The sequence below is a fragment of the Parachlamydia sp. genome (assembly GCF_050255895.1).
In the GTDB taxonomy this organism is placed as follows: domain Bacteria; phylum Chlamydiota; class Chlamydiia; order Chlamydiales; family Parachlamydiaceae; genus Parachlamydia; species Parachlamydia acanthamoebae.
Genome location: NZ_JBFWIR010000009.1, coordinates 1 through 23,280 on the forward strand (window position 1 = coordinate 1; position 23,280 = coordinate 23,280).

Genomic DNA, 23,280 nt, shown 5'->3' on the forward strand with positions numbered 1-23,280 from the left:
TTGCAGACTTTCCTGATTTTTATAATCCTTTAATTACTTCTTTTTTAATCTATTAATTTTATAATCTTAATTTGAAGTGGCTTTACCATAGTAATTTAATATGGTAAAGCCACTTCCTTTTTTTAATTCAATCAAAGTTTATCTGAATTTAAAAATAAAAAATGATCAAACAATGGATTTGATTTTAATTAATCTTTTTGATTAGATAAAGGGGGCTTTATCGCTCCAAATAAAATTTGAGAGAGATATTAAAGTTGTATCGAAATGGATATCGCCAGCTTTTAATTGAATAATCTCTTATAGGACATTTCAATTAGTATAAATTTGTTTCCGGTATTTGGAAATAAGAACTAATCGTTTTACAAGGAAAAATATGACACCCCTTTCGCCTTCTGATCAATTGACCATCGAATCTCTTCCTGATCTTCCTCTTATAAACATCCTGTCTCGCTTAAATCCAGTTGATTTAGATGCTGCTTCATTGGCTTGCAAAACGTTGCAAGCATATTCACATGAGTTGATTCGTATTTTTGCTCGACAATCTAAGGTTTTTTCCAGTCGCAAAATTGAATCATCACAACAGAAAGTGTGTGCCAAGGTTTTACAAATTGTCCGATGTGCGTGTAGAGTATTCCCTGATATGAAACGAATCAATTGTTTACAATTTTCAGTGTTCGCTAATTTTTTAGAGAATAAGAATTTGAAAGAGGAGCTTTCAGCTTATTTGGATGTTTCTACACAGCCGATTGAATTTGTGAAAATTCTGATTGGATTTGGAGTTGAAGCCGATGTTAAAAATTTATACTCTGCAATTGACATGAAAAGCCAAAAATTGGTCCAGCTATTACTCGATTCCAGAAATTGCGAAACATCTTGGTATAATCAGGGAATGGTACAAGAGTACTCCGCAGATAAATCGAAAACAGTCCAACTCGTAAAAAAATATGATATTTGTGCCTATACTTTGAAAATTGCTCCCGAAAAAATTTCTCATCTGGTCATAAAAAAACTATTTGGATCTCTAGAAAGGTTTAAAACGATAGAGGGCGGCTTCCTCAAAGAAATAAACAACACAATCGGACAAAACGTCATTAATTTAACAAACGCAATTGTGATTCGAGATTCCAAAGTTGTCCAAGAAATATTAAAAAATCCCATTTGGGATACAGAACTTGGAGGGGATTATTTAGATAAACCTTATGTCGTTGATATTCCCGATCGTTTTGAGCTTTGTCTCCATGCATTGAAAGTCGGAACCCCTGAAATTTTTCTTATCGTTCTGAATAGATTGTTCAGCTCAATTGAAGAATACTTGAAGGTTTTTGATGGAGATATAAAGGTATTGAAAAGCAGGCTACTTGATCTTTTACCGCTTATTGTAAAGGATTCTTCTTTAAGAAAAGCATGGTATGTCATCGATGTACAAGCAAAGAGCATATTGAAAGCTATTCGGGATAAAGACTTTGAATCCATTGAAAAAATGATTTCTGATAGAGAAAGTGTCATTCCTTGGTTTATAGAAGAAAATATTTTTGGTTTGTGGCGTGCTGCAAAATTAGCCATGGATTATGAAAATTGTTGTTTTGCTTTGTTGAAAGGCTCATCCAAGAGTTTTCTTCTTCTTTTGGATGTCATGCATATTTCCTTTGGCCAATTTCAGGAATTGGCTAATCTAAACAATCTATCGAACTCAAACGATAGAAGTAAAAAAGTGTTACGGCTTGTATCAAATATTGACAAAAACGAAGACCTTAAAAAACAGCTTAAGGCCAATAAAGAACGGGAAATGTGGTTGGAGGCAGATACAGAACTTGATGAAAGTTTCACGGATCAAATGGAATCTGGAGATGAAAAAAGGACTGGGGTGGATTCAACGCATGATTCTGAAACTGATTCTGACTCTGAATGCGGATTTCTTTCAGATGAAGAGTCCGCATGTGATGATCTAATGGATGTTGTTATTGAGCAAAGATAATTAAATTTTTTGCAGGGCTTGGTCGAGATCTTCGATCAAGTCCTCTGCGTCTTCAATTCCTATTGAAAAGCGAATTAACCCGTCGGTGATTCCCATCTTTTTTCGCTCTTCGGGAGGAATCGAGAGGTGAGTCATCAAAGCAGGGTGATTGACGAGAGATTCCACGCCGCCTAAGCTTTCAGCGAGCGAAAAAAGCTTAAAAGATGAAATGAGTTTTTTTGTCTGCTCGAGCTCAAGTTGAAATTCTGCCGAAACCATTCCACTAAAATTACGCATCTGTTTTTTAGCAATCACGTGTCCAGAATGACTTGGAAGTCCTGGATAGTAAACTTTTTTAACTTTTGGATGTTGTTCTAAAAACTGTGCAATAGCAAAGGCGTTTTTTTGATGTTGCTCCATGCGCACAGCCAATGTCTTGACTCCACGTGTAATCAACCACGTATCAAAAGGGCTTGGGTTAACGCCTAATGAAAGGCGTCGAAAATTGAGTTCTTTTTTTAGCTCTGCGTCATTGGTCATTACAACGCCGCCAATTACATCTGAGTGTCCTCCAATGTATTTCGTTGTGCTATGCCATACGATATCTACACCTAAATCTAGCGGATTTTGACAGTAAGGGCTTGCAAAGGTGTTATCTACAATGCTTAATATGCCGTGCTTTTTAGCTATTTTTGCGAGCAACTCAATATCAAAAACTTCCAAGAGGGGATTTGTAGGCGTTTCAAAAAGCAGCCACTTTGGGGCTTCTTTTTTTAAAGTTGCTTCAAGTTCATCATGGCTTGAGGGATTAATCGATTGAAACTGGACACCAAAGGGAGCAAAAATGCGATGAAAAAGGCGGTATGTTCCTCCGTAAACGCCATTCATTCCAATCACTTTATCGCCCGGTTTTAGTTGGCTGACCAAGGCTGTTAAGGCTCCTATTCCGGAAGAAAATACGGTGGCATACTGGGCATTTTCCAAAGAAGCTAACAGGTTTTCTAGAAGAGTAAAATTGGGGTTGCCGCCTCGTGTGTAATCATATCCTTTCGTTTGACCTGGAGCCTCTTGTTCAAAAGTGGATGTCATGTAAATGGGCGGCATGACTGCCCCATAAAGAGGTTCTGGCTCATAGCCAATATGGATAGCTTTTGTTGCGAATTTCATAGGGTTCTCTCTAGTAAATGGTGATTTTCCATCCATTCATTGTCAAATATTTTGCTTAAATATTTGACTCCTCCATCAGGTAGGACGGTGACAATGGTCGCAGGTTTTGTTAAGAATTTTGCTAAATTTAGGGCAGCCCAAACGTTTGCTCCAGAAGATCCTCCAGCCAATAGGCCTTCCATGGTGGCGAGTTGTCGAGTAACTTGAAAAGCATTTGCATCTGTCACAGGGACAACGTCATCGACGACAGAAAAGTCTAATGCATGTGCGATGTGATCTTCCCCAATCCCTTCTAAAAGGTAATTGCAGTTGCCCCCTGGCGGAATGTGCCCTGTTTTAAAGTAATCATAGTAGATAGACCCAATTGGATCTGGCATGATCACTTTTACTTCGGGATTGTGTTCTTTAAGATAGCGACCAACTCCTGTGATCGTTCCTCCGGTGCTTGCACTGGCTACAAAATAATCCACTTTCCCCTGGGCTTGTTCCCAAATTTCGGGTCCCGTGGTGAGATAGTGAGCTTCCGGGTTTTTGAGATTGTCGTACTGATTAATGCGAAAGCTGTTAGGAATGTCTTGTGCTAATTGTTTGGCTCGATTGACATAGTGTTCAGGGGAGTCGGGAGAAGCAGAAGTTGGGCAAACGATGATCTCAGCTCCATAAGCTTTAAGCGCATTTTGCTTTTCTTTGCTAACTTTATCTGGCATGGTTAAAATTACGCGGAAGCCTCGGATGGCACCGATCATAGCAGCGGCTGCACCCGTGTTACCAGATGTGTTTTCAACAATCGTTCCGCCAGGTTTTAGTAATCCCTTTTTCTCCGCATCATCGATGATATATTTGACAATTCGGTCTTTAATGCTGCTGCCAGGATTTAGAAATTCAACCTTAGCTAGGATTGTGACATGTGGATAAGGATTAATTTTATTGAGTTTAACTAGAGGTGTATTTCCGATAACATCTAAAATGGTAGGATGGAACATGGCGGCCCTCAAGTTCTTTGATTGCGACTCTAGAAAAATTGATAAAAACGATCAAGCTTAATTTGATTTATGTTAATTAATATTTGAATGAAATAGCTGTTTTTTTCTGGATTTTAATGTCTTACACAGTGTATTCTGTGGAAAAATCACTTACACTAAACGGTTAATTGCATGCTCAAAAGTATGACTGCCTACGGGCGCGGCAAAGCTTCTACCCCGATTGGAACTTTGACCGTCGAAATTCAATCTGTTAACCGGAAACATTTAGAAGTTCAAACGAATCTTCCCCGTGAGTTTCTTCAATTTGATAGCGATATCAAAAAATGGGTCGCAGAAAAAGTGTCTCGCGGACAAATTAGTCTTAAATTAACTGCCGCATTTGAAGAAAATGCATCCCGAAAATTAAAACTCAATCAACCGCTTGCTCAGCAATTGCAATCCGTTTGCCAAACCTTGCAAGCTACATTACCCGCATGCAATCAACAAGTTAACTTAGATTTTTTCTTGAACTTCCCAGGGATGATCGTTAGTGATGAAGAATTCGTTGATGTAGAGATTTATAGGGCTTCCATTAAAGAAGTTGTGGAAGCTGCTCTTCTGAAGTTGATGGAAATGAAAACAATTGAAGGGGAATCTTTGCAGAAAGAAATGCAAGGAAGATTTCTTTCCCTCCAAAAAGGGATTGATGAAATTAAGGGAAGCTCGACACAGGCGACTGAAAAATATCGGCAAAAGTTGAAAGAGCGTCTGGAAGAAATTTTGCCCGGCAGCGTCGAAAATGATGAGCGAATTCTTCGTGAAATTTGTATTTACGCTGATCGCATTGACATTGCAGAAGAGGTTGTCCGTTTCCAGTCTCATCTAGACCAATGTAAGCAACTCTTCCAGTCCTCCAATGATCGCATTGGGAAAAATCTGGAATTTATTCTTCAGGAGTTGCATCGCGAAATCAATACGATTGGATCAAAAACACCCGATGTTCAAGTCTCGCATTTGGTTGTGCATTGTAAAACTGAATTAGAACGTATCCGCGAGCAATTGCAAAATGTCGAGTAACATTCCACAATCGCCATTAGGGGATTTGAAAGACGGATTAATTTTTATTCTAAGTGCTCCCGCTGGGACAGGTAAAACGACACTTGTTCAAAAACTTGTGCAAGAATTCCCTAATGTTGTGCAGAGTATTTCGACGACAACTCGTCCTCTTCGACAAGGGGAAATTCCTGGAATCCATTACCACTTTGTTAGCGAAGCCGATTTTCAGAAAGCGATAGAAGATGGGGAATTCCTTGAATATGTTAAGCTTTATGGGTATTATTACGGAACCTCGTTAAAGTGGATAACAGATCAGCAAAAAAGTGGAAAACATGTTGTTTTGGTGATTGATACGCAAGGTGCAAAACAATTAATGGGGAAACTTTTGGCAACTTTTATTTTCGTTTTGCCACCTTCACTTGATGTTTTAAAAGAACGGTTGATTCGACGTAATACGGAAGAAAGTCGCGTGATTGAAAAACGCTTAGCCATCGTAGAAGATGAATTAAAGGCGGCTTCTCTCTATGATTATCACTTGATTAATGATGATTTAGAAGTTGCCTATGATATTTTAAGAAGTATTGTAATAGCCGAAGTACACAAAAATCGCGGCAAATCTCATCAAGAGAATTGATGACGCGAAAATTTGATTAAAATGTTTTTTTGATTTTGTTTAACTAAGGAGAATCCATGGATCGTAGTAAAAGTTCGTTAACAAATGAAAAGATAAGTCGCAAATTTGGAAATCAGTTTGATCTTGTTAACTATGCGATTAAACTAGCAGAAAATATGATTAAAACAGGCCGTGATGCGCGTGTGAGAACTGACAGCCAAAATCGTGCTTTACAAGTTTTAGCTGAAATTTCTGAAGACAAAGATCGTTTTGATGAAATCATCACACATGTCGACACAACGAATCAGCCTCAGGCTCATTCAAAACCCGAATCATCCAAAAGACCACCAAGAAAAAACATCTAAATGGATTTTAGATGTTCTTTACTTATGCAATTGATTTTTACATCGCTGCGGTAACACCTAATGACGCCATTTTTTTTAGTGCGCTCATCTTAGGCGTTTTTGTATTGCTTGTTGTTTTATGTGTAATAGGAATATGGATCTCTAGACAGCCGGATAGCGTAAGCCCTTATAGTGGGCTGCCTTTGCGGTATGCGCGAGATTTAAGTCTTGAAACAAAAGAAAAAGTCGTACGTTTTCTATACAATTTTCATCAATATGATAATCGTATTTTTGAATTTTCTCAGGCAACTTTTTGTCGTGAAACGGGACGCATTTTTCCCAATACAATCACATTATTTGGAAAAACTTCTTTAGATTGGACCTTTTTAAAAAAAAGGTACCCGGGAAACTATGTCTCATGGGGGAGCTTATCGGAAACCCAGCAAGAGATTATTCGAGATAAGCATGTTTCCTTGGATGGTTTTCAAACAGAACATTCATGTCCTTCTCCATCACCGCGGGCGATTACTCCCGAGTATGCTTTTACCATCCCAGGTCCCTTGTATGTTGATGTTGAAACACAAATTCTAATTGGTTGGAAGGAAGTTCCCGGAACTGAAGTGGAAGTCCTCATTGTACAAAAGCCGAAAGAATTGAAAATCAAAATTTTACCCGAAGACACTCAACCTGTAAAATAAATATGACAAAAAAAATTCTCGTCACTTCCGCATTACCTTATGCAAATGGTCCTCTTCATTTTGGTCACATTGCAGGGGCTTATCTCCCAGGCGACTGTTACTCTCGTTTTCAAAGATTACAAAAAAATAACGTCTTATATGTCTGCGGGTCAGATGAATATGGGGTGGCTATTACAATGAGCGCTGAGCTCGCCGGAAGAGCTCCCAAAGAACACGTCGACATTTTCCACGAAGTGAACCTCAACTTGTTCAAGAAATTGAATTTTTCCTTTGATCATTATTCTCGAACAACCTGGAAAGGACATGCAGAAACTGTGCATCAATACTTTCTAGACCTCCTGGCAAATGGATATATCGAAGAAAGAACAACCGAGCAATTGTATTCAGAAGTCGATCAACGTTTTTTAGCGGATAGATATGTCGTTGGAACATGCCCTCGATGTGGCTATGAAAATGCGCGTGGAGACGAGTGTACAAAATGTGGTGCTAGTTACGAAGCAACAGATTTAAAGAATCCTCGCTCCAAACTGACAGACGCTCCATTGATTCTAAAGCCAACGAAACACTGGTTTTTGGTCCTAGATCTGTTTAAAGAACGTCTTTTAGAATGGATTGATAGCAAAAATTGGAAACCCAATGTGAGTAATTTTGCCAAAGGTTACATCAAAGATCTCCATGCACGAGCCATCACACGCGATTCTACTTGGGGGATTCCGATTCCGTTGCCAGATACCGAAGGGAAAGTGTTATATGTATGGTTTGATGCTCCGATTGGCTATATCTCTGCCACAAAAGAGTGGGCCGAATTGCGAGGATCTCCTGAGAGTTGGAAAGATTACTGGTGTGATCAGTCTACTCAGCTAGTCAATTTTATTGGAAAAGATAATATCCCTTTTCATGCGGCCATTTTTCCTGCGATGACAATGGGACAAAACCGGCCTTATAAATTAGTTGATGAGCTTCCCGCGAACGAATTTTACAACTTAGAGGGTAGGCAATTTAGTAAATCAGATGGTTGGTACATCGATTTAGATGATTTTTTCAAAAGGTACACACCAGATCAAATCCGCTATGCGATTGCGGCGAATGCACCTGAAACATCTGACTCCGAATTTACTTGGAAAGATTTTCAGCAGCGTTGCAACATTGAATTACTCGGTAAATATGGAAATCTTGTTAATCGCGTTCTCGTATTCGCTCATAAGCAATGTGAAGGGTGTGTTCCACAAAAAAAAGATTTGCAACCGATCGATTTAGGATTTTTGGAAAATATGCAGCGGCTAGTTGAAGAAGCGGCTCAAAGTTACGATACTTTTAAATTACGACGCGCGAGCCAAATCGTTATGGAGCTAGCGCAGTTAGGGAATGTCTATTTTGATGCAAAGCGTCCTTGGCAGGATGCGCGTGAAGAGGCGACTCGTGCAAGTATGGAGACAACCATTGCTTGTTGTTTAGATTGCTTAAAGCTCTTGGCGCTTATTTCATTCCCTATTATTCCTGAATCCGCAGAGCAAATCTGGAAGATGCTTGGATATTCTTCGCCTTTAAAAACGCAAGATTGGAATACCGTGGCTCAAACTCCTATTCCGGTGAGTCAGCCGTTGTTGCAGCCAAAGATTTTATTCCAGAAAATTGAAGATGAACAAATTCAGCAAGAAATAGATAAATTAAAACAGGCAACAACAATGACTCAGCCAAAATCCCAAGAATATACGGCTCTTAAAGATGTAATCGGAATCGAAGACTTTCAAAAGCTCGATCTGAGAGTGGGACAAATTCTCGAGGCCGTTCCTGTTCCTAAGAGTAAAAAACTGCTAAAGCTTTTGGTGGATCTCGGTTTCGAAAAAAGAACCATTGTTTCTGGCATTCACCTGGCCTATAAGCCTGAGCAACTCATAGGAAAGAAAATTGTGGTTGTTGCAAATTTAAAGCCCGCCACTTTAATGGGAATTGAGAGTCAAGGCATGGTTTTAGCTGGTCAGTGGCAAGATTCCTTAGAGGTTCTCTCTATTGAAAATTTAGCTCCAGGAAGCGTTGTGTCCTAGGAAAATAACCAGGTTGAGAAACAATCATTTCTCAGCCTGGTAAAAATAGTTTGCGTCTTTTTTTGAGTAAAAGTTCTCTGTATCTGACGTGTCCAAATCAACTCAACTTATCATTATAAAATTTGTTTTTTGCAATCTGTTCTGCATAAAAAATGGCATGAGATGCTTTGCTCTAAGCCATTATCTAAGACAATCATTACTTCAGTATTATCAAACAAATTTTTGTGGATTGATCCACTTACATTTGTGTATATTTTTAATGTATAATAAGTGGTTTTGCTTTCCAAAAGTTTTTTATGAAAAATTCGACTGTAAATTAAATTTTGTTTATGCAATTGCTACTTAGTGTTCTTGCATGGAAAACAAGAAAATAAAATCACGCCGGATCTAATCTAATAAAAAGAATCTTGCAATGGTTTATTTAAATAATTTTTTATGTTGTTGTGTTTTTATTAATAAATTTGACTGTATTTGCTTTTTATTGCTATAATATTTTTGATATTAATGTAGTTTATTTGAAAGACTGGCATTCTATTTGCAATTTGCGCTTGTTTAAGTATGCCACATGTCTTCGTTACAAAGGATTTTTTATGAATGATTTTAATTACCGGGACTATAAATTTAATAATCATTACGATAAACCCGGTCATAATTATCTTGAGGATTTAAAGAAATTTTCGAAAAAAAAATGGATTGGTGGTAGCCTTGTTGTGAAAAAAGATGGCACGCTTGAAGAAGTTGGGCTTTTTGGAAGTTTTCGTAATTTCTTTCGAAAGGATAGAAAGAAGCTGACACAACTTCGTGTATTGCATTTTATTGCCTTTGGGAAAAAAAATGGTGCTTTTTTGACACAAGAGAGGATTAAAAAAATAGAAGATCTAGCAAGACGTGTTGGAATCAAAGACATCAATAAAAATGACGATTTAAAAAAGCTTATCGGATCTGATGAAACACGCGAGATAGATAGAGCTATCGAGAGTTTTTACTCATCTCATAAAAAAGAATACCTACCCTTCGAAAAAAAGCATGGATGGATCCATGGGTATGAGCAAGACCCTCAAGATTCAAGTCTAGATTCAACTGAAAGCACAAGACAAGATCCTCAAGATTCAAGAAATGACGCAACTAACGATCTCTTAGACACCGATTCTTTCTCAGAAGACGATTCTCATTTAGGAGCCCATTCTTCCTCATCATCTCCATCAACAGATTCTTCTTGCGCAGAGACGAGTTCCTCCTCTTTAAGTACTGATGCGGGATCAACGAATCATGGATCTGAACCGTCTTCCCAAAGCTCAAGTGGTTCGTTATCCGAAACTGTAAGAGGAAGTATTCAACTTGATGAAGGAGAGCCTTCTGAAAAAGAAATTAGCAGTGGGTCAGTCTCAAGCCGCGGCAATTTACGTTTCGCAGATGATTCAGATCGTGTAGATGACCAAGAACAGCCTCGAAGTGAAAGAGAAGAGTTAAGTGATAGTGAAGATGAAGCTTCTGAATCAAGCGAGGGCGGTAATGGATCTGCTTCAACATCATTTGGATCTTCAAGACAAGGTAATGATTCATTTTCTGGTAATACTTATAGAAGAGACAGAACACGTTCATTAGATCTAAGTTCTTCAAAAAAAGCTGAAGATAGTTCTGCAAGGCGAGGATCTTTAGATGCTGGTTCTAGAAATGTATCTCCGGAAAGACCAAGACCGCTAGATGATCTTCCTATTCCAAGAAGTTCAGTAGTGCAGCGGGAAGAAGAGCAACCAGATGATACGCGTTTAGGTTCTCCTGAGCCTCAAGTGCAAGCTGAAATTCCTACAGAGCCACACTTAATACCTGATGCTCCACCTTATGTTCCAGCTCCACCGCCGCAGCCCACTATACCAACTCCCCCCCCTATCGGCATGCCTAATTCATCATCTCAGCCTCCACGACCTTTAGCTCCGCCTCAGCCTCGTGTAGACGACAATTTGAAGAGTCGTGTGGCACAAAGACGAATAGATCTGGGGGGACATGAAGATGAAGGCGAAGATGTCAATAGTTCGGGAGAACTTGAACCATCAACCGAAACTGGTAATGGACCTACTATTAATAATAATCAGATCATTCGGCAAGCAGATGCTATTATAGAATTTGCTCGTGTATTTAGTGAGTCATACAAGAATCTCAAAGAAAAATTTGAGGAATTCAGGCAAATTGTAGGTTTAGAACCTCGTAACGAACGACAACTACAGACTGCATTTAATCTGCTAAACAAAGCATTTAACGATACTGATACTAAATTGTCTAAATTACGAGATTATGTGAGTAACGCAGATAAGTATGAAAGAGCGATGAGAGAATTGTTAGCGATCCGTGCAGCAAGATCAAATCCAAATGTTGTGTATCAAAACACTACCGATGCGATAATGAAGCGTGGTAAACGTATGACAGATAGCTTGAATAAGCTAAAAGAGATTGATGAGGAAGCGCTCCTGCCACGCGATGGAAGAGAACCTTTCTTCCGAATGGCTCGTGCATTTACCAGTGCTAACGCACCTAAAGAAACGATATCCTTGCAGCAGAGGATAGTAGATGCTGGAAGCTCTAGTAATATTACTAATTCAATCACTGATTCGTGGTTGATTGATAGCAGTTATCAAGGTGAAGATTAACAATTAGGTTAGTTGAGATAAAATTAAGCTACAGGGCAATAAGAATATTGTTCTGTAGCTTTTTATTTAATTCCTTTTGAGTCGTCATTGAGCTTTTCTGAGTCGTGGGATTAGGGGAATATCTGAAATGGACGCATAAGGTAAGAGCAAACAATTGTTTGTTTTTCCTGACAAAACTACTTGTTTGGTAAGAGAGTTTATGTTACACTACGCTCTTTACATATACAATACGCTATTATTCTGGAGATTTTCATGTCTAAGGTTTGTCCAGTAACTGGAAAAAAAACAACGCGCGGATTTAAATATGCTATCCGTGGTATTGCGAAAAAGAAAAAAGGAATTGGTCTTAAAGTGACAGGCAAAACAAAGCGTCGCTTTAAAGCAAATTTAGCAGATCGTAAATTATGGCTTGCAGAAGAAAACCGCTTTGTCAGCATTCCTAATTTGTCTATTTCAGGATTGCGCACTCTTGAGAAGAAAGAGGGTGGGGTAGCTGCATATGTTCGCCAAGTGCGTTCTCAGCATAAAGCTAGCTAAAGTAAAAGGCCGAGCTTGCTCGGCCTTTAATGCAAAGGCAACCATTTGTCTCGAGTGTTAAAACGTTTTGTTTTTTGACTTTTCAATTCGGATTCAATAATACGCTCGTTTTCAGAATCTGAATTTTCAGGCTCTACGCTTTTCTTGTATTTTTCGATTTTAGTTTTTAATTCTTCCAACTCAGCAATTTGTTCTTTCGTATAAGGATCTTTTTGTTTGAGTAATTGCTTGATATGGCCTTTTTCCACTTCCAATTTGAGCACAAAGTATTCATCGCGTTTCGCATACCATGTGAATTCGTGACGAAGAGATGCAACTAAAAGTGAAAGCTCATCTTTGTTAGATTTTTCCTGCTTTTTTGTGTGTTGGTCAGCTTCATTTAAGAGCTTGCTGACTGTCATTTTGCGTAAGCCTTCCGCTAAAGCTTCCTCAACTTTTGTAAAATTTGTCTTGGCCATTGTTCTCTTCTCCCGGGTTACCAGTCTAATCCTATTATAACAAACAAGAGAATATGCAATATAGTGAAATACATAAAAAAATCTTGAGTATTTAAAATGAATGTGGATGATCAAGGTTATACCAAGGACAAGGATGGCTGCAAATTTTTGTAGTTGGTCAAAAATTTCCACAACAGGAATATGCGCTATGGAACAGATAAATGTGGATCTTGCTGTAATTGGGGCTGGACCTGCTGGGCAGAAAGCCGCAATTCAGGCTGCTAAGCTTGGGAAAAAAGTCGTGGTTATTGAAAAACTCCCGGAGCCGGGAGGGAATTGCTTATTTTCAGGGACTATTCCATCTAAAACTTTACGCGAAGCAATCATCGATTTAACGCGCTATCATGAGCGAAGTTTTTATGGGGATGCCCATTTCATTCAAGAAGTTTCCATCCATGACTTGAATAATCGTCTTTATAAAGTCATTGATGAAGAAAAGCACATGCTCCAAAGACAATTCAAAAAAAATAACATTCAATTTATCCAGGGAAATGCGTACTTCGAAGCCTCTAATCGCATGACAATTACAAATGCGGATTTTAGGCAGTTGTATCAGATTCGTTCTGAGATGTTTATGATTGCGACAGGATCGCAACCCCGCAATCCTCCCGAAGTCCCTTTTGATGATGATGTCATCTTAGATTCAACCCGCTTACTCGGTTTAGACTTTGTTCCTAAGAGCATGCTTGTCTTAGGGGGTGGGATTATTGGGTCCGAGTACGCCAGCTTTTTTGCAGCTCTAGGAACAGAAGTCACCATCATTGATAAAAAAGAACATATTCTACCTTTTGTTGATGCCGAAATTGGCATTCATTTACAGACTGCTTTAACAGATATTGGTTTAAAATTTATGGGGCATAAGGAGCCGGAAGAAATTTCCCGCGTAGGAAACAAGGCTGTTGTGAAATTTAAAGATGGGACAGTTTGCAAGGCCGACTGTTTGCTATATGCCTTGGGAAGAAAAGCGAATGTGGATACTTTGGGCATAGAAAATGCAGGATTAAAGTTAAACTCAAAAGGGTATATCCCAGTGAATGCGCTTTTTCAAACAGAGTCCTCTCATATCTATGCAGTTGGGGATGTAATTGGCGGACCTTGTCTAGCTTCCACAAGCATGGAACAAGGGCGCTTGGCGGCTTTGCATGCGTGTGGTGTGCAAACGCATTATTTCCCTTCCGTTTACCCGATTGGGATTTACACAATTCCTGAGATCTCAAGTTGCGGGTATACTGAAGAGCAATTGGAACATATGGGATTTCATTACGAGGTAGGGCGCGCCTATTACTATGAAATTGCACGTAGCCACATTGCAGGTAGCAATACGGGGATGTTTAAGATTTTGTTTCACGCCGAGACTTTAGAAATTTTAGGTGTGCACGTAATCGGGCGTAGTGCGACAGAAGTGATTCACATTGGTCAAATAGCGATGAGCTTTAGAGCGCGCATCGATTATTTTATCGACCATGTATTTAACTATCCCACCTACGCAGAAGGTTACCGTGTGGCTGCATTAAATGGGGTGAATAAAATACGTTTAAAGAGTAAAGTGTAGAGAATTTTCTAAGGTTAACTTATTCGAGGCACTTTATGGTACGGTATGAATTTCCGTCGGGCAATCAAGACCCTTCATCAAAAAATGGAGACCCTAATAAAAATGGGGGCATGACTCCACAAAAACTTCCTGAATTTATCTATATTGATGATATTCAAATCGAGCCAGACCAGGAAGAATCGAGAAAAAGCACTCGAGAAGAAAATCTCTATGCTTCGATTAATGAGCTGGAAAAAGCGCGCTACCCCTGGCTTTTACGCGTTCTCACTTTTTTTGCGTCGCTTGTTCTTGTTGTTGTCATTCCCATCTTGCTAATAGTTGTTCTTTGCAATGCACTATTCGCTTTTGGATTGCTTTGGAAGTTTGAACCTTTCAATAAGCAAACAATTCGCTACTGGAAGCAATTGAAAAAAGCTGTGGTGATTGCTTTAGGACTTTTCATTGCGACTTTAAGCCCAGCTTTTGGTTTTGGAATGATTCTCCTTTATTTTGTTTTGCAAGGAGAAGAAATAAACAATAGCTTTCTCAACCAAATGATGAAAAGTCGCAATGGGACTTCTCCCTTTTAGGGGTGTTTCCAAGGAGTCAAAATTTCATAGCCAGTTGGGGTAATTAAGAGCGTGTGCTCCCATTGTCCGCTGGCTTTTCCATCTTTTGTCCTTGCTGTCCATTGATCTTTGCGGTCAACTACAGCTCCACGTACACCCGCATTAATCATCGGCTCAATTGTAAAGGTCATACCGGCCACTAAAGGAATGTGCATTGAGTTTTGATAATGAGGAATTTGAGGTCCTTCATGGAAACCCACTCCAACACCATGGGCGACGAATTGATTGACCACAGAGCACCCACGGGAAATGGCATAGGGTTCAATGACCTTACCAATATCAGAGACGAAGACACCAGGTTTTAAAATGGCACAAGCTCTCATCAAACATTCATAGGAAACATCGACAACCAGTTGTCGTTCAGGTGTTGTTTTCCCTCCAATCACAACCATTCGACTGCAATCTCCGTAGTATCCATTTAAAATGCATGTGACATCTACATTTAAAATATCTCCATCATGTAAAGGGATATCATTTGGAATTCCGTGACAAATCACTTCATTCAAAGATGTACAAATGCTTTTGGGAAAGGGAGGGTGTCCATAATTGAGGGGAGCTGGAATCGCTCCTGCTTCGCGGTGCATTTTATCAGCAAAGTCATTCAGCTCTTGGGTTGTTACTCCAGCTTTAGCAAGAGCACAGGTTTCATCAAGAATTTTTGCTGCTAAATGGCAGGCAGCGCGAATCCCTGCAATTTGTTCTTCTGTCTTAATAATAATATCATATTCATTATAATACTGCTCGGCTACAGATTTGGGAGTATTTTGCGTAATGCCGCCTTCTTCAAGAGGGTAATGGCATTTTTTCCATTTTTTCCAACTTCCGCACCAGCAAGGGTCATTTCTTCCGATCATTAGTCAACCTTAGATTGTTTTCGTTTGCAATAGTTTAGCTGAATCTTTTATTTTTTTACATACCAATACCATTTTCTAATTTTCTTTTTCCTGAGGAGGTTTTGTTAAAAAAAGTTGAGTCTTTGTTGCATAAAATTTCATATCTGAACATAAATAAACGACCGATTACACCATAAGAGTTTTAAAATGGCAAAAATAGAAGAGAACTTATCCGAATTCACCCAGATGTTAGAACAAGATAAAGCGATTCGTTATCAAAATAATGAATGGCACATTGAAAAAGGTGCTAAATCATTTTGTCGACGCCTTTTTCGCTTAGAACAAACGCGCATGCGTGAAGTAGCAAAAGCTTTTAATGCTTTTTTAGATCAGCAAGAGCGCATTCCTGTTGTGTTTTCCACTCAAGGAGTAATTGAAAACAAACAAAAGGAAAAATTTGAAGGAATTTTGAAAGCTTCAAAAGAGATTAAAAAACGCTTACAATCTTCCAACTCTAAAAAAAATCAAGGTGCTCTAAGAGCCTTAAAGATGCGTACAATAGCCTTAAAGTATCGAGTTGGAAAGGAATTAGGGGGGCTTGATTTACAAAAAGCCGAACACATCGACGAGCAGCTTAAGGATGCGATTACAGAAGCTTTTAAGGGATGGAAAGAACGACAAACCGTTTATTCCGAAAAAGCGATTACACCAACAGAGCAGAACATTATAAGAAATCTCTGTCAATATCCTAAATTTGTGAAAATGCTCCTGAAAGATCCTTATCAAAAGGAAGAATGCTTTAAAAGGCTTTTGCGTGATCGCTACGGTGTTCAGGAATATATTGAATTCTATTCTATTTATAAGAGGATGGAAGAATGTTTATTAGTTGGATGGATTGGACGTTTCGGAAAACAATTACTTTCAGTAGAAACGGAACGAGATGGAAGTATCCAGCGAAAAGTGGTTACCCTTAAAGTTGAAGGCAAAAAAGTCAATATTTTAGATGAAAAGAGCTCTGTGACATTCGATGGACATCTCAAAGTTGATATTAAAAATGTTTTAGACGTTTTTAAAGCAAAAAATGATGATCCAGGCAATTTTGCAATTTTTGGCCCTAATGGCGTGACACGTTTTAATGTGCACGTGCATGATCACTATAATGCCGAAAAAAATTGTTATGAACCAATTGACATGACTCAACCGAACATTCCATGGTGGGAACGTTATCCAGTATTTGAAATTGTGAGTCGACAAGAGGTGAGCCGACGTCATCCCCAAGCAATCAATAAAGAAGGCTGTGCAACAGACGTAGCTGGACACCTGAATGGAGGTAAATGGCTAGTGATAGAGAAGGCATCCAAGGAATCTCCTGGATTAGATTTGGATGCAAACCACGGATATTTAGATATTTATATTCCAGCAGGACCAGATCACTATATGCTAGTACCTATTGGCAAATTTGCCAGCCAATTTCCTAAAGGATTTTTGGGCCGCTTAAAATTTATTATGGGGACTTTTGAGGGAAAGATTGCTTATGGCGATGAAAATCAATGCTATTCCCGACGTCAACAAGCCTCGGTTCCCTATTTAGTCGAAGAAGATTTAGGGAAAAAATTAATGGAATTGATTCGCCAAGATATTCTTTTATCTCGCGAAGGATTTTTAATTTTCCAATTTCCTTGGGAAAATTGTTCCCATTGGGCCCACTTTAAGTTAAAGGCGGCTTTAGGGAAAAAAATCATTGTGAATCACTACAAGTTGTCTATTCTTAAAATCACGCCCTCTAATCCTTTATTAAAAAAATTAGTCAAGGGGGTCTCTCGAACTCCGAAAAAAATTCACCCTCCTCTGATAAAATTTGTCTTATTCTTTTTTGGTTCTTTTCGAAAAAAGGAAACTATGGAAAAAGGGGAATTAACGGAAAAATCTATGAGCCGAGTTTTCAAGCAAAGTACTGGAGAGGAAGTTGAAATCTACCTGCCGGGAAATCTGCATGAAAAAATTAAAGAGGGATCTATAGTCGGGACACTTTCTGTAGGTCCATTCGTACAACCATAAGGAATTAGTATGGCAAAAGTCACCATCGTATGGATGCGTCAAGATTTGCGCATTGAAGATCATCCGGCCCTAGACGCTGCAGCACAAAGAGGAAGTGTCATTCCTCTTTACATTTGGTCTCCTCAAGAAGAAGGGCATTGGCCTTTGGGTGGAGCGAGCAAGTGGTGGCTGCATCATTCTTTAAAGTCTTTAGAAAATGATCTACGATCCTTAGGTTTACCCCTGATCATTCGTAAAGGGAAAAGCCTAGATTGTTTGCGCGATGTGATTAAGGAAACGAATGCCGATGCCGTATTCTGGTCACGGCGCTATGAGCCTTATGCCATTAAAAGGGACATCCAGGTTAAATCAAAGCTTTCGGAAGAAGGCCTTTTAGCTAAAAGTTTTCCGGGAAATGTATTGTACGAACCTTGGAGCATTCAAAATAAGCAAGGGAAGCCTTTTCAGGTTTTCACTTTTTTTTGGAAAAATTGTTTGGCTAAAGAACAGCCGCTTGCTCCATTGTCGGCACCCATTGGTGTGAAAGGAAAGATTGTTGAGGTCGATTCTCTCCATATCGAAGATTTAAAATTGCTCCCAACAACTTCTTGGGATGAGGGGATTGCCCATACCTGGAAGCCTGGAAGTGTGTATGCTAAAGAATTTTTGTCATACTTTCTTGAAGGGGGAGCACATGATTACAATGAAAGGCGGGATCGCCCCGATTTGCCCGGGGTGTCTCGTTTGTCGCCCTATCTGCATTTTGGTGAAATAAGTGTCAGAATGGTTTGGGATGAAATTGTGAAAAAGCTTGGATTCCAAGAAGCCGAACCCTATTTAAGGCAGCTCGGTTGGCGTGATTTTGCTTACCATTTGCTCTACCATTTTCCTAAAACCCCAGAAGAGCCTTTACGACAAGAGTTTGCCTATTTTCCCTGGAAAGAAAATAAAAAACTGTTGAAAGTCTGGCAAAAAGGAATGACAGGTTATCCCTTTGTTGATGCGGGAATGCGGCAGCTGTGGATGACTGGTTGGATGCACAATCGAGCACGCATGGTGGTGGGGTCTTTTTTGGTAAAAGACTTGCTTCTTCCTTGGCAAACAGGGGCACAATGGTTTTGGGATACCCTTGTGGATGCCGATCTAGCGAATAATACTTTAGGCTGGCAATGGGTTGCAGGTTCGGGAGCTGATGCCGCTCCCTATTTCCGCATATTCAATCCTATTACGCAAGGAGAGAAATTCGATCCTGAAGGTAGCTATGTGAGAAAATGGGTCCCTGAAATTGCTAATCTTCCTGATAAATGGATTCATAAACCCTGGGAAGCACCTCTAGATGTACTAGAAAAAGCAGGTGTTAAGCTTGGACAAACCTATCCATATCCCATTGTTAATCATGATGAAGCTCGCTTGGCAGCGTTAGAAGCTTTTGAAGAAATCAAAGCGGCTCGATAAAACAAAAGGCCTCTTTCACATTCATGTGTAAGAGGCTTTATTTGATTAAAAACCTTGGGTATCTTCTATATCGCGCCACATTTCAGTTGCCTGAAGTTTTGCTAAGAATCCCAGGGCATTTGCATTTCCAAGATCGACAGCTTTTTTTAACCAGTCATATGCCAATTCTTTGGTTGCTTTTTCTTCAGCATTTTCTAAGTATAGTCGACCAAGAAAGTAAGCCGCTCGGTCTGATTGATAAGCAGTAAAAGCTTCCTCAAACCATTTTTTAGCAGATTCCATATTCTCTTCCGCTTGAAAAATCAAACCTAGTTCAAGTTGTGCTTCTTCATCGCCTAAAATGGCGGCTTGTTCGAGCCAATACTTTTCTTTTTCAGGACTGATTTCACATCCTCCTGTGCCATCTTGATAGAAAGAGCTGAGATCTACCATAGCGTCGACGTTTCTTTGCTCAGCGGCTTTTTGGATCCATTCTCTGGCTAGCGTGTAATTCGGTTCTCCATCCAGTCCATTAACGTACATATTGCCGAGAAGATATTGAGAAGAAGCATCATTTTGCATCGCTGCTTTTTCTAACCAAAATTTAGCTTGTGGATAGCTTTCTTGATCAAGAAAGTACCTTCCAAGCTCAGCTTGTGCCTGTAAATCACCTTTTTGTGCCTTTTCCTCAATGTCTTGCTGCATAAATTTTCCATACTTTTGAAATTATATCTGTTATAAAAATCAAATGATTAACGAGTGCGAGCCAGTATGCTATATTGAGGAATTTAGGGAAATTAATTTTCCGTAAGTCGTTCGTTTTAATCTGTTCTAAGCACAAAAAAGGAAATATATAAAAAATTTAAAAACGGTAAATTGACAAGATTGTGGAAAAAAGAAATAATGCGCCGTGAATAAAGCTTATATATGTTTTGGAGAGAAAATATGCCTTTTACGCTACCTATCGGGGAAAAAGCTCCCAATTTTTCCTTACCGGCTACAGATGGAAAAACCTATGCTTTAAAAGATTTTGAAAAGTATCCCGTTCTTGTACTCTTTTTTACATGTAACCATTGCCCCTATGTAATTGGATCGGACGAGGTGACTCACCAAACAGCAGAAAAGTTTATGCCACAAGGGGTCATATTTGTCGGAATCAATTCAAATAGCAAAAACACCTACCCAGAAGATTCTTTTGAGCACATGGTTCAAAGAATGCAAGAGCATCACTTTCCATGGCTTTACCTGTATGATGAAAGCCAAGAGGTGGCAAAAAAATATGGTGCTCTCCGTACGCCCCATTTTTATGTGTTCGACAAAAATCGCACTTTAGTCTACACGGGAAGGGGTGTTGATCGCCCTCGAAATACAAAAGAAATGAAAGAAAATGATTTAGATCGCGTGTTAACAGAGCTTTTATCAGGGAAATCGATTTCCACCCCTATGTTGAATCCGATTGGATGCAATATTAAATGGGAAGGAAAAGATGCCCATTGGATGCCTGACGATGCATGTGACCTTGTTTGAATTCTAACATTGGAGTGAGTGAATGGATATTGTAATTTCAGGTTCTTCAGGTTTAGTTGGAGCTGCTTTAACCTCTTTTTTTAGAGATCAAGGGCATCTTGTTAAACGCCTCGTCCGAAAAAAAGGGGGATTGGCTCATGACGAAATTGGTTGGGATCCGGAAGCTGGAAATATTGATTCAGACCTTCTTGAGGGAACAGATATTTTAATTAACCTTGCGGGAGAAAATATTGCGCATGGCAGATGGAATGACTTTAAGAAGAAGAAAATTTTAAATAGTCGGCTGAAGAGCACCCAACTATTAAGTAAAACATTGCATCAGCTTAAGGCTCCTCCTCGAACATGGATTAATGCTTCTGCTATAGGCTATTACGGGAACCAGGAAGGAGATGCAATTCTCGATGAAAGTTCACCGGCAGGTACAAGCTTTTTGTCGAAAGTTTGCAAAGAATGGGAAGCTTCCGTACAAGCTCCTGCAAGCATTCGCACTGTTTGTACACGATTTGGATTGATTATGACTCCAAAAGGAGGCGCTTTAAAGCAGATGCTTTTACCCTTCAAACTAGGTTTAGGAGGTATGTTAGGGACAGGAAAACAATACATGAGTTGGATAACTCTGCAAGACCTTATGCATGCCATCGATCATGTCATTAAAACTCCTTCTTTAAAGGGGCCAGTCAATATGGTATCGCCTTTTCCTGTGACGAATCAGGAATTTACACATGCTTTAGGCAAAGCCTTAAATCGTCCCACCATTTTATCAATGCCAGCTTTCGCTGCACGCGTTATCTTTGGTGAAATGGCAGAGGAATTATTATTAAGTAGCATTCGTGTAGAACCAAAAAAACTGTTAGAATCGTCTTTTACTTTTGCTCATCCAAAATTGGAAGACGCTTTACACGCTTTGCTCGAAGTTGAACACCATGCGCTAACGTCTTAATACCAGTAGTCCAGGAAAAACTTTTTCTCCATCTAGTTTTATGAAAATTAGGACTTGAAATAGATACAGAACCTCTTCTAGTTGACCCATAATATGGGTCAACTAGAAGAGGAATATCTATCTTGTGGAGGAACCATCTATTTGTCAGTAAACAGTGCACAGCATTCTGAGCTGGGTTTGATAGCGATCACTTCTAGCTTATTTTGATAGATAAAGGGTTTTTCTGTGGCCTCAATTTCATAATTTTCACTTAGAACTAACGAAATGAGATCAGAAATAAAGTCAGCGCGCTGAAATTCAGGGAGGTAGTGTGCATGGGCGGAAACTGGTAAATAGTAGGCTTCTATTGCATCTTGATCGGAAAATTCGACCTTTTGCAGGATCGTCTCAACATGTTTGGGGATAAACCCCACTTTATATAGCAACTCAGAAAATTCTCTAGAATTATAGTATGTTCGTGTGCTTTTAAATTCTCTAAAGTCATTCTTCCATTTCTCAGATCGTGAGAGACGGTCTGAATGAACAGCCAGTGAACTGTCAAACTTACCAGGTAATGTAATAAGAGCTGCTCCACCGGGTTTTAAGCACCTTAACATGCAGATCAAAGCTTTTTCTGCATCTCCATAGTGAAGAGAATATCCGGCATGAACAACATCGTATTTTTCTTCAGTTGAGAAGTTAGTCATGTCTGCGACTCTAAAAAGTGAGACGTGGATTAAAATAGCTCTGCGAGGCTCTTTCTATCATTTTTTCCGAGATGTCAATGCCCCGAACATGGTTTTTGGTGCGATGTTGGCAAAGATGATCAGTCACTTTTCCATCGCCACACCCAAGGTCAAGCACCCTTTCAGTTCCATTGAATCTAAATAATTCAAAAATCTTCATGGCACCATCCCACTGATATGTCGAATTATTGGCATATTGTTCGACTTGCCCTTTTTCCGAAAAATGTGGGGCTTGAGCGTGAGAGATTGGTTTGATGAATGTCGTTGCTTCTGCATAAGATATGGTCATTAAAATCTCCTCACCATCAAAATTCCTGAACACAATGGATAGCAGGAATTTGTCTTTTTTAATCGATCTTTTAGAGAGGTCTAACGACCTCTCCTTAATTGATTGGTTTGAATCCTCTTATCCGTTATAAATAAATTTCTGTGCTTCGATAATTGTTAATTTTAGGGTTAATGATTTTCCAATAATTGGTGAATTCAGTGTAAGACCCTCCAATATCACTTGGGCACATTTCATTCACATGCTTCACAATTAAACCACGCTCTTCTAAGGATTCTTTTACCCATCCCATCACAATAGGTGAAATCGAATTCGGTTTTAATGTATATTCATGATACCCGGGATATTTGAGAATTGTAGCTTCAATTTTAGAGGTTAATTCTTGATATTGCTTATTCAAAGACTCTTGAATTTTCTTTTTTATTTCCGACGCTTTAAATTTAGGCTCCCAACCATCACTGAAGTATCCATCATCTTCTTCAATAGGGTTTTCGGTAAGAGATACTATTAGTTTTGGTTTAGTAAAACCACCATGGTCACCCATTCCCCCCGGGCAATACTCTGCCTTCATATGCTTACAAGAAAATCCCCGTTTGGTCATTTTAGATTGAAGTTTTGAAAGTGTGGAATGGCCGATATTTTGGGTATCAAATTCCCATGACATTTCATTGAAGTATTTTAAAACGTAATTTTGAATTTCTTTTTTCTTTTTTTTATAAACTTTTTTTTCTTGATCCTCATGTTTTTGCTGGACTGTTTCACTAGTCAGTTTATCCGAAAAACCACCGGAAGGTCTTTGAAAGGTAAGATTATTCATAGA

The 23,280-nt window shown here is 39.1% G+C and carries 22 protein-coding genes; 14 read left to right on the forward strand and 8 right to left on the reverse strand.

What is annotated here, in order from left to right; translation table 11 throughout:
• Positions 1 to 373 precede the first annotated feature (373 nt).
• On the forward strand, positions 374 to 1,975 hold the full coding sequence (locus tag AB7E63_RS02615; RefSeq protein WP_013925234.1) for an F-box protein: 1,602 nt from the start codon (positions 374 to 376) through the stop codon (positions 1,973 to 1,975).
• On the opposite strand, the gene AB7E63_RS02620 is transcribed toward AB7E63_RS02615, so the two are convergent.
• Together AB7E63_RS02620 and AB7E63_RS02625 are read right to left on the reverse strand one after the other, a co-directional pair.
• A complete protein-coding gene (locus tag AB7E63_RS02620) occupies positions 1,976 to 3,121 on the reverse strand; it encodes a trans-sulfuration enzyme family protein (protein ID WP_006340184.1) in 1,146 nt (381 codons plus the stop codon).
• A complete protein-coding gene (locus tag AB7E63_RS02625) occupies positions 3,118 to 4,104 on the reverse strand; it encodes a PLP-dependent cysteine synthase family protein (RefSeq protein WP_013925233.1) in 987 nt (328 codons plus the stop codon). Before AB7E63_RS02625 ends, AB7E63_RS02620 begins: the two co-directional genes overlap by 4 nt.
• Positions 4,105 to 4,275: 171 nt before the next feature.
• Between AB7E63_RS02625 and AB7E63_RS02630 the strand changes: the two genes are divergently transcribed.
• From AB7E63_RS02630 to rpmB, 7 genes are all read left to right on the forward strand, one after another.
• Complete coding sequence (locus AB7E63_RS02630) at positions 4,276 to 5,160, forward strand: YicC/YloC family endoribonuclease (RefSeq protein WP_013925232.1); 885 nt, start codon at positions 4,276 to 4,278, stop codon at positions 5,158 to 5,160.
• Complete coding sequence (gmk, locus tag AB7E63_RS02635; RefSeq protein ID WP_013925231.1) at positions 5,150 to 5,773, forward strand: guanylate kinase; 624 nt, start codon at positions 5,150 to 5,152, stop codon at positions 5,771 to 5,773. Before AB7E63_RS02630 ends, gmk begins: the two co-directional genes overlap by 11 nt.
• Positions 5,774 to 5,829: 56 nt before the next feature.
• On the forward strand, positions 5,830 to 6,117 hold the full coding sequence (locus tag AB7E63_RS02640; RefSeq protein ID WP_006340188.1) for a hypothetical protein: 288 nt from the start codon (positions 5,830 to 5,832) through the stop codon (positions 6,115 to 6,117).
• 11 nt (positions 6,118 to 6,128) lie between these two features.
• Positions 6,129 to 6,794, forward strand: coding sequence for a hypothetical protein (locus tag AB7E63_RS02645; protein WP_006340189.1), 666 nt, complete (start codon positions 6,129 to 6,131; stop codon positions 6,792 to 6,794).
• A gap of 2 nt (positions 6,795 to 6,796) precedes the next feature.
• Complete coding sequence (gene metG / locus AB7E63_RS02650; protein WP_039377242.1) at positions 6,797 to 8,839, forward strand: methionine--tRNA ligase; 2,043 nt, start codon at positions 6,797 to 6,799, stop codon at positions 8,837 to 8,839.
• 590 nt (positions 8,840 to 9,429) lie between these two features.
• Positions 9,430 to 11,484 (forward strand): hypothetical protein, encoded by a 2,055-nt coding sequence (locus AB7E63_RS02655; protein ID WP_013925228.1) that lies wholly within the window; start codon positions 9,430 to 9,432, stop codon positions 11,482 to 11,484.
• 252 nt (positions 11,485 to 11,736) lie between these two features.
• Entirely contained in the window at positions 11,737 to 12,021 is a 285-nt protein-coding gene (rpmB, locus tag AB7E63_RS02660; protein ID WP_006340192.1) for a 50S ribosomal protein L28, read from the forward strand.
• Positions 12,022 to 12,047: 26 nt separating this feature from the next.
• Here rpmB and AB7E63_RS02665 read toward each other — a convergent pair whose 3' ends face one another.
• Positions 12,048 to 12,479 (reverse strand): hypothetical protein, encoded by a 432-nt coding sequence (locus AB7E63_RS02665; protein ID WP_013925227.1) that lies wholly within the window; start codon positions 12,477 to 12,479, stop codon positions 12,048 to 12,050.
• Positions 12,480 to 12,666: 187 nt separating this feature from the next.
• Between AB7E63_RS02665 and sthA the strand changes: the two genes are divergently transcribed.
• Both sthA and AB7E63_RS02675 read left to right on the forward strand, forming a co-directional pair.
• Complete coding sequence (gene sthA / locus AB7E63_RS02670) at positions 12,667 to 14,070, forward strand: Si-specific NAD(P)(+) transhydrogenase (protein WP_226987400.1); 1,404 nt, start codon at positions 12,667 to 12,669, stop codon at positions 14,068 to 14,070.
• Positions 14,071 to 14,105: 35 nt separating this feature from the next.
• Positions 14,106 to 14,639, forward strand: coding sequence for a hypothetical protein (locus AB7E63_RS02675; protein WP_013925225.1), 534 nt, complete (start codon positions 14,106 to 14,108; stop codon positions 14,637 to 14,639).
• Here AB7E63_RS02675 and AB7E63_RS02680 read toward each other — a convergent pair.
• Positions 14,636 to 15,529, reverse strand: a complete 894-nt coding sequence (locus tag AB7E63_RS02680; protein ID WP_036745866.1) for a methionyl aminopeptidase — start codon at positions 15,527 to 15,529, stop codon at positions 14,636 to 14,638. The two genes, AB7E63_RS02675 and AB7E63_RS02680, sit on opposite strands and share 4 nt — an antisense overlap.
• 189 nt (positions 15,530 to 15,718) lie before the next feature.
• Between AB7E63_RS02680 and AB7E63_RS02685 the strand changes: the two genes are divergently transcribed.
• Positions 15,719 to 17,569 carry a hypothetical protein gene (locus AB7E63_RS02685; RefSeq protein ID WP_039377229.1) on the forward strand — a complete coding sequence of 617 codons (1,851 nt, stop codon included), beginning with the start codon at positions 15,719 to 15,721 and terminating at the stop codon, positions 17,567 to 17,569.
• Between the two features lie 9 nt (positions 17,570 to 17,578).
• Positions 17,579 to 19,003, forward strand: coding sequence for a cryptochrome/photolyase family protein (locus AB7E63_RS02690; RefSeq protein WP_006340198.1), 1,425 nt, complete (start codon positions 17,579 to 17,581; stop codon positions 19,001 to 19,003).
• A gap of 45 nt (positions 19,004 to 19,048) precedes the next feature.
• Here the strand turns inward: AB7E63_RS02690 and AB7E63_RS02695 are convergent, their stop codons facing one another.
• Positions 19,049 to 19,687 (reverse strand): tetratricopeptide repeat protein, encoded by a 639-nt coding sequence (locus AB7E63_RS02695; protein WP_039377226.1) that lies wholly within the window; start codon positions 19,685 to 19,687, stop codon positions 19,049 to 19,051.
• Between the two features lie 240 nt (positions 19,688 to 19,927).
• On the opposite strand from AB7E63_RS02695, the gene AB7E63_RS02700 reads away from it, so the two are divergent.
• Together AB7E63_RS02700 and AB7E63_RS02705 are read left to right on the forward strand one after the other, a co-directional pair.
• Positions 19,928 to 20,509, forward strand: a complete 582-nt coding sequence (locus AB7E63_RS02700; RefSeq protein WP_428418636.1) for a thioredoxin family protein — start codon at positions 19,928 to 19,930, stop codon at positions 20,507 to 20,509.
• A gap of 22 nt (positions 20,510 to 20,531) precedes the next feature.
• Entirely contained in the window at positions 20,532 to 21,449 is a 918-nt protein-coding gene (locus tag AB7E63_RS02705) for a TIGR01777 family oxidoreductase (protein ID WP_013925221.1), read from the forward strand.
• Positions 21,450 to 21,586: 137 nt separating this feature from the next.
• Here the strand turns inward: AB7E63_RS02705 and AB7E63_RS02710 are convergent, their stop codons facing one another.
• From AB7E63_RS02710 to AB7E63_RS02720, 3 genes are all read right to left on the reverse strand, one after another.
• Positions 21,587 to 22,135 carry a class I SAM-dependent methyltransferase gene (locus AB7E63_RS02710; protein ID WP_226987399.1) on the reverse strand — a complete coding sequence of 183 codons (549 nt, stop codon included), beginning with the start codon at positions 22,133 to 22,135 and terminating at the stop codon, positions 21,587 to 21,589.
• Between the two features lie 10 nt (positions 22,136 to 22,145).
• Positions 22,146 to 22,463, reverse strand: coding sequence for a class I SAM-dependent methyltransferase (locus tag AB7E63_RS02715; RefSeq protein ID WP_226987398.1), 318 nt, complete (start codon positions 22,461 to 22,463; stop codon positions 22,146 to 22,148).
• Positions 22,464 to 22,587: 124 nt separating this feature from the next.
• On the reverse strand, positions 22,588 to 23,277 hold the full coding sequence (locus tag AB7E63_RS02720) for a hypothetical protein (RefSeq protein WP_059359265.1): 690 nt from the start codon (positions 23,275 to 23,277) through the stop codon (positions 22,588 to 22,590).
• Between the last annotated feature and the right edge of the window lie 3 nt (positions 23,278 to 23,280).

Coding starts and splice junctions, on each gene's coding strand:
- rpmB (WP_006340192.1), top strand. CDS start 11,737: ATGTCTAAGGTTTGTCCAGTAACTGGAAAAAAAACAACGCGCGGATTT.
- sthA (WP_226987400.1), top strand. CDS start 12,667: ATGGAACAGATAAATGTGGATCTTGCTGTAATTGGGGCTGGACCTGCT.
- AB7E63_RS02645 (WP_006340189.1), top strand. CDS start 6,129: ATGTTCTTTACTTATGCAATTGATTTTTACATCGCTGCGGTAACACCT.
- gmk (WP_013925231.1), top strand. CDS start 5,150: ATGTCGAGTAACATTCCACAATCGCCATTAGGGGATTTGAAAGACGGA.
- AB7E63_RS02700 (WP_428418636.1), top strand. CDS start 19,928: ATGCCTTTTACGCTACCTATCGGGGAAAAAGCTCCCAATTTTTCCTTA.
- AB7E63_RS02720 (WP_059359265.1), bottom strand. CDS start 23,277: ATGAATAATCTTACCTTTCAAAGACCTTCCGGTGGTTTTTCGGATAAA.
- AB7E63_RS02640 (WP_006340188.1), top strand. CDS start 5,830: ATGGATCGTAGTAAAAGTTCGTTAACAAATGAAAAGATAAGTCGCAAA.
- AB7E63_RS02630 (WP_013925232.1), top strand. CDS start 4,276: ATGCTCAAAAGTATGACTGCCTACGGGCGCGGCAAAGCTTCTACCCCG.
- AB7E63_RS02655 (WP_013925228.1), top strand. CDS start 9,430: ATGAATGATTTTAATTACCGGGACTATAAATTTAATAATCATTACGAT.
- AB7E63_RS02690 (WP_006340198.1), top strand. CDS start 17,579: ATGGCAAAAGTCACCATCGTATGGATGCGTCAAGATTTGCGCATTGAA.
- AB7E63_RS02705 (WP_013925221.1), top strand. CDS start 20,532: ATGGATATTGTAATTTCAGGTTCTTCAGGTTTAGTTGGAGCTGCTTTA.
- AB7E63_RS02695 (WP_039377226.1), bottom strand. CDS start 19,687: ATGCAGCAAGACATTGAGGAAAAGGCACAAAAAGGTGATTTACAGGCA.
- AB7E63_RS02715 (WP_226987398.1), bottom strand. CDS start 22,463: ATGACCATATCTTATGCAGAAGCAACGACATTCATCAAACCAATCTCT.
- AB7E63_RS02615 (WP_013925234.1), top strand. CDS start 374: ATGACACCCCTTTCGCCTTCTGATCAATTGACCATCGAATCTCTTCCT.
- AB7E63_RS02625 (WP_013925233.1), bottom strand. CDS start 4,104: ATGTTCCATCCTACCATTTTAGATGTTATCGGAAATACACCTCTAGTT.
- metG (WP_039377242.1), top strand. CDS start 6,797: ATGACAAAAAAAATTCTCGTCACTTCCGCATTACCTTATGCAAATGGT.
- AB7E63_RS02675 (WP_013925225.1), top strand. CDS start 14,106: ATGGTACGGTATGAATTTCCGTCGGGCAATCAAGACCCTTCATCAAAA.
- AB7E63_RS02620 (WP_006340184.1), bottom strand. CDS start 3,121: ATGAAATTCGCAACAAAAGCTATCCATATTGGCTATGAGCCAGAACCT.
- AB7E63_RS02685 (WP_039377229.1), top strand. CDS start 15,719: ATGGCAAAAATAGAAGAGAACTTATCCGAATTCACCCAGATGTTAGAA.
- AB7E63_RS02665 (WP_013925227.1), bottom strand. CDS start 12,479: ATGGCCAAGACAAATTTTACAAAAGTTGAGGAAGCTTTAGCGGAAGGC.
- AB7E63_RS02710 (WP_226987399.1), bottom strand. CDS start 22,135: ATGACTAACTTCTCAACTGAAGAAAAATACGATGTTGTTCATGCCGGA.